The organism is Streptomyces sp. WAC05292, assembly GCF_003949955.1.
Taxonomy (GTDB): Bacteria; Actinomycetota; Actinomycetes; order Streptomycetales; family Streptomycetaceae; genus Streptomyces; species Streptomyces globosus.
This window is the reverse complement of sequence record NZ_RPSE01000420.1, coordinates 1-5,298: the sequence shown is the minus strand read 5'-3', so window position 1 is coordinate 5,298 and position 5,298 is coordinate 1. Positions and strand designations below refer to the sequence as shown.

5 protein-coding genes are annotated in these 5,298 nt (G+C 75.1%); all 5 read left to right on the top strand.

The window, feature by feature from the left end:
* Nucleotides 1-58 precede the first annotated feature (58 nt).
* Nucleotides 59-838, top strand: a complete 780-nt coding sequence (locus EF903_RS28285; protein ID WP_125547864.1) for a ferritin-like domain-containing protein — start codon at nt 59-61, stop codon at nt 836-838.
* An 82-nt stretch (nt 839-920) separates the two neighbouring features.
* Nucleotides 921-1,658, top strand: coding sequence for a histidine phosphatase family protein (locus EF903_RS28280; protein ID WP_125547863.1), 738 nt, complete (start codon nt 921-923; stop codon nt 1,656-1,658).
* Between the two features lie 87 nt (nt 1,659-1,745).
* Nucleotides 1,746-2,336, top strand: coding sequence for a DUF3090 domain-containing protein (locus EF903_RS28275; RefSeq protein WP_114056904.1), 591 nt, complete (start codon nt 1,746-1,748; stop codon nt 2,334-2,336).
* On the top strand, nt 2,300-3,184 hold the full coding sequence (locus EF903_RS28270; RefSeq protein ID WP_125547862.1) for an SCO1664 family protein: 885 nt from the start codon (nt 2,300-2,302) through the stop codon (nt 3,182-3,184). The genes EF903_RS28275 and EF903_RS28270 overlap by 37 nt, the downstream gene beginning before the upstream one ends.
* A gap of 110 nt (nt 3,185-3,294) precedes the next feature.
* The gene (gene mshC / locus EF903_RS28265; RefSeq protein WP_125547861.1) at nt 3,295-4,524 is read left to right on the top strand and encodes a cysteine--1-D-myo-inosityl 2-amino-2-deoxy-alpha-D-glucopyranoside ligase; all 1,230 of its coding nucleotides are present in this window, start codon (nt 3,295-3,297) and stop codon (nt 4,522-4,524) included.
* Nucleotides 4,525-5,298: the final 774 nt, after the last annotated feature.

The window sequence follows — 5,298 nt, the reverse complement described above, 5'->3', positions numbered from 1 at the left end:
GAGGAGCGGGCACACCCCCGCGGTTGCCCGCCCCCACGGCCCGCCGTTGACTCGGAGCATGCTCTCCGCCCGCAGCCTGTTCCAGGAGATCCTCGACGACGAGGACTCCTTCCAGCTCTTCTGCTCCATCGCCGCCAGCGGGGAATCCCAGGGCGGCTGGGAGAACGCCCGCATCGCCGCCCTCGTCCCCGACGGGATGCGCGACCTCGCCCCCAAGGTCGCCCGGCACGGCGCCGACGAGGACAAGCACGGCCGCATCTTCCGGGCCCTGCTGCGCAAACGCGGACTGCCCCCCGTCCCCGTCCCGCCCGAGACCGACTACACGATGCTGCTGGAGCGGCGCGGCATCGGCCTCGCCCACGCCAGGCTGCGCGCCGACGAGCCGCTGACCGAGCACGACGTCGTCGTCTACCTCGCGCACAGCCGGGTCACCGAACAGCGGGCCGCCGAACAGATGGCCCTGCTCGTCCGGCACTTCGGCGACCACCCCGAAGTCGGCAAGGCCGTCCGCATGATCAGCGGCGACGAGGACAACCACCTCGCCTACTGCCACGAGGAGCTGCTGCGCCTCGCCCGCCGCGGCCACGGCCGCACCATCCAGCGCGTCCTGCGCCAGAGCGCCCTCGCCGAGATCGCCGTCTACCGGGATGTCAGCCTCGCCGTCATGGACCACATGGGGCGGCTGCTGCGCTGGCCCGCCGCGAAGTCGGCCGCCCTCGCCGCCGGCATCCGCGCCGTGTACGCGTACGAGCGGTTCGCCGGCTGGCACCGCATGGTCGGCCTCCGCATGCCGGAACGCCTCGACGCCCTCGGCACCCCCGCCCCGGCACCGGCCTAGCGGCGCACGCGCACGGCGCGCGGCCGTCCGCACCCCCAACTCCCGGTGTCCGCACCGCACGGCGCACCCTAGGCTTGCGCCCATGGCCACGCTGATCCTCGTACGACACGGGCGGTCCACCGCCAACACCGCAGGGCTGCTCGCCGGATGGACCCCGGGCGTCGGCCTCGACGAACGCGGCGCGGAGCAGGCCCGCGCCCTGCCCGGACGGCTCGCCGGCGTACCGCTCGCCGCAGCCGTCACGAGCCCGCTCCAGCGCTGCCGGGAGACCCTGGAGCCCCTGCTCGCCGCGCGCCCCGACCTGCCGCTGCACACCGACGAGCGGATCGGCGAATGCCACTACGGCGACTGGTCGAACCGCAAACTCGCCGAACTCGCCGACCAACCCCTGATGAAGATCGTGCAGCAGCATCCCTCCGCAGCGGCCTTCCCCGGCGGCGAGTCCATGCGGGCGATGCAGGCGCGCGCCGTCGACGCCGTCCGCGACTGGAACGCGCGCGTCGAGGAGGAGCACGGCGCCGACGCCGTCTTCCTCATGTGCTCGCACGGCGACATCATCAAGTCCGTCGTCGCCGACGCCCTCGGCATGCACCTGGACCTCTTCCAGCGCATCCACGTCGACCCCTGCTCCGTCACCGCCGTCCGCTACACGCCGACGCGCCCGTTCCTGCTCCGGCTCGGCGACACCGGCGACTTCGCCTCCCTCGCACCGCGCCCCGCCCGCGCACCCGACCCCGCCGCGTCCGAGACCGAGACCTTCGAAGCCGCCACCGAGGACGGCGGGAACGCGGTCGTGGGAGGCGGTGCGGGCGCGGCGTGATCGAACGGCGCAGTAGGGTGGATGGGCCACCCCGCGGCGCGGCCACGCCCCGCCGACGCCCCCGCAGCAGAGACTTGGAGACTGGACGTGCCCCGTCAGGTGTTCCTCTACGACCCGCCGGACCGCTTCGTGGCCGGCACGGTCGGTCTGCCGGGACGCCGTACGTTCTTCCTGCAGGCCTCAGCCGGTCCCCGCATCACCAGCGTCTCCCTGGAGAAGACCCAGGTGGCGGCACTCGCGGAGCGGATGGACGAACTGCTGGACGAGGTCGTGCGGCGCAGCGGCGGCAACGCCGCCGTCCCGGCCGTCGCGCCCGCCGAGGCCGCTGACACCGCGCCGCTCGACGTCCCCGTCGACGAGGAGTTCCGCGTCGGCACCATGGCCCTGGCCTGGGACGGCGAGGAACAGCGCATGATCGTCGAAGCGCAGGCGCTCGTCGAACTCGACGCCGACTCCGAAGAGGACCTCGCCGAGGCGGAGGAGCGGCTCCTCCAGGACGAGGAGAACGGCCCGCCCATGCTGCGGGTCCGCCTCACCGGAGCCCAGGCCCGGGCCTTCGCCAAGCGCGCCCTCGACGTCGTCAACGCCGGCCGGCCGCCCTGCCCGCTGTGCAGCCTGCCCCTGGACCCCGAGGGCCACGTGTGCCCCCGCCAGAACGGCTACCGGCGCCAGGTGTGAACACCGCGGGGGAGGTGGAGGAACTGCTCGCCGAGGGCGAGCTGACCGTCGTCGGGCGGATCCCCGGCGCGTCGAACGCCGTCCTGCTGTGCACCGCCGCCCTCGGCGGCGCCCGCACCGACTGCGTCTACAAGCCGGTCAAGGGCGAGCGCCCCTTGTGGGACTTCCCCGACGGCAACCTGGCGCGCCGCGAGGTCGCCGCCTACCTGGTCTCCGAGGCCACCGGCTGGGGCCTCGTCCCGCCGACCGTGCTGCGGGACGGGCCGTACGGGGAGGGCATGGTCCAGCAGTGGATCGACGCCGCCGGGCCCGGCACCGCACAGGGCGGCGGCGCCGACGCGGACGCCGGCGCCGATGCCGACGGCGCCGGACTCCTCGCCCTCGTCGAGGGCGAGGAGGCGGGCGACGGCTGGAAGCCGGTCGCCCTCGCCGAGGTCGGAGAGGGCCGCACCGCCCTCCTCGTGCACGCCGACGACCCGCGGCTGCGCCGGCTCGCCGTCCTCGACGCGGTGATCAACAACGGCGACCGCAAGGGCGGCCACCTGCTGCCCGCCCCGGGCGGCCGCCTCTACGGCATCGACCACGGCGTCACCTTCCACGTCGAGGACAAGCTGCGCACCCTGCTCTGGGGCTGGGCCGGCGAACCCCTGACCGCCGAGGCGCGCGGGGTCCTGACCCGGCTGGAGCGGCAGCTCGCCGACGGCGAGCCCCTCGCCACCCGGCTGGCCGAACTGATCACCACGGCCGAGCTGGCCGCCGTACGGGCCCGGGTGGCCCGCCTGCTGCGCACCGGAGTACACCCCGAGCCGTCCGGCGAATGGCCGTCCATCCCGTGGCCGCCGGTCTGAACCGGCACCGCCGGGGACGCACAGAACCGGCCACAGCGCAAGGCCGTCCATCCGGCCAACAGTGCTGGTCCGGTTAGTTTCCGGAACACCCGTCCGGTTAGGCTCAGGACATGCATGCCTGGCCCGCTTCTGAGGTCCCCGCCCTGCCCGGCAAGGGCCGCGACCTCCAGATCCACGACACCGCGACCCAGGGGAAGATCACCCTCGACCCCGGTCCCGTCGCCCGCATCTACGTCTGCGGCATCACCCCGTACGACGCGACCCACATCGGTCACGCGGCGACCTACAACGCGTTCGACCTCGTGCAGCGCGTGTGGCTCGACACCAAGCGCCAGGTCCACTACGTCCAGAACGTCACCGACGTCGACGACCCCCTCCTGGAGCGGGCCCTGCGCGACGGCCACGACTGGACCGAGCTCGCGGAGCGCGAGACGGCACTCTTCCGCGAGGACATGACCGCGCTGCGGATCCTGCCGCCGCAGCAGTACATCGGCGCCGTCGAGGCCATACCGGGCATCGTGCCCCTCGTCGAACGGCTGCGGGACGCGGGCGCCGCGTACGAGCTGGACGGCGACATCTACTTCTCCGTGGAATCCGACCCCCACTTCGGCGGGGTCTCCCACCTCGACGCGGAAGCCATGCGGCTGCTGTCCGCCGAACGCGGCGGCGACCCCGACCGCCCCGGCAAGAAGAACCCCCTCGACCCCATGCTGTGGATGGCCGCCCGCCCCGGCGAGCCCAGCTGGGACGGCGCCTCGCTCGGCCCCGGCCGGCCCGGCTGGCACATCGAGTGCGTCGCCATCGCGCTGGACCACCTCGGGATGGGCTTCGACATCCAGGGCGGCGGCTCCGACCTGGCGTTCCCGCACCACGAGATGGGCGCCTCCCACGCGCAGGTCCTCACCGGCGAGTTCCCGATGGCCAAGGCGTACGTCCACGCCGGGATGGTCGCCCTGAACGGCGAGAAGATGTCGAAGTCCAAGGGCAACCTGGTCTTCGTCTCCGCGCTGCGCCGGGCCGGGGTCGACCCGGCGGCGATCCGTCTGGCGCTGCTCTCCCACCACTACCGCGAGGACTGGGAGTGGACGGACGCCGTCCTCGCCGAGGCGGAGGCGCGGCTCGCGCGGTGGCGGGCCGCCGTGTCCCGGCCGGACGGCATCCCGGCGGACGCCCTGGTCGAGGAGGTGCGGGCCGCACTCGCCGACGACCTCGACGCGCCGGCGGCGCTGGCCGCGGTGGACCGCTGGGTCGACGCCCAGAACGCCGCCGACGGCGACGACACCACGGCGCCGGGCCTCGTCTCCCGCACCGTGGACGCCCTCATGGGCGTAGCCCTGTAACCCCGCCGCGCCCCGCCCCCGCCGTCCGTGCCCGCGGGGGCCGGGGCGCGTCCGCACCCGGGGCGCTGCCCCGGGCCCCCGCACCTCAAGCGCCGACGGGGCTGGTTTTGCCTGGCGGGGTGTGGTCGGGTGTCGGGGCGTGGGTGGTTTCGGGGGCGCTGCCCCCGCGCCCCTGCGCCTCAAGCGCCGGCGGGGCTGATTGTGCCGGCGGGGCTGATTGCGCCCGGCGGGGCCCGATGTGCCTGGTGGGGGCAATATCAAGCCCGCGCGGCGTTTGAGCGCGCGTGCGCGGAGCGCACGCTCCGGGGGGCCGGGGGCTTCGCCCCCGGTTTCGGGAAGGGGCGGGTAGGGGATCGGCTCCGCGCAGCGGCACCGAAGCCTCGTCGGAGCCGTTCCCCCGCCTCGGCGGCTCCGCGTCCTCGCCGCCGCAGGCGCACCGCCCTGGCACCGGCGACGGCCGGCTCGGGCTGGGCCGCGGGCCCCACGCGTGCTCGGCAGCCGAGTGGCCACCGTGTCGCCGCGCGCCGGGGAAACGACCTCCGGCCCGCCCCTCGTGCGCGGCGCTGTCCCAGGCCCCGGCCCGCCCCGCGCGCGTGGCACCACCCCGGGGGCCGGTGCAGGTCCGAGGCCCGGATCGGCAGCCGGTGCGTTCCGGGCCCCGACCCCGCGGCCTCGCGCCCCGGTCACGGCTGCCCGCCTCGGTCACGGCCCCGTGTCCCGGTACCCCGTCCCGGTTGTGCGGTCCGGTCACTGCCCTGCGCCGCGATCCCGGCC

Bases quoted from the DNA above. Each gene is read 5' to 3' on its own strand.
- mshC (WP_125547861.1), top strand. From the start codon at position 3,295: ATGCATGCCTGGCCCGCTTCTGAGGTCCCCGCCCTGCCCGGCAAGGGC.
- EF903_RS28285 (WP_125547864.1), top strand. From the start codon at position 59: ATGCTCTCCGCCCGCAGCCTGTTCCAGGAGATCCTCGACGACGAGGAC.
- EF903_RS28280 (WP_125547863.1), top strand. From the start codon at position 921: ATGGCCACGCTGATCCTCGTACGACACGGGCGGTCCACCGCCAACACC.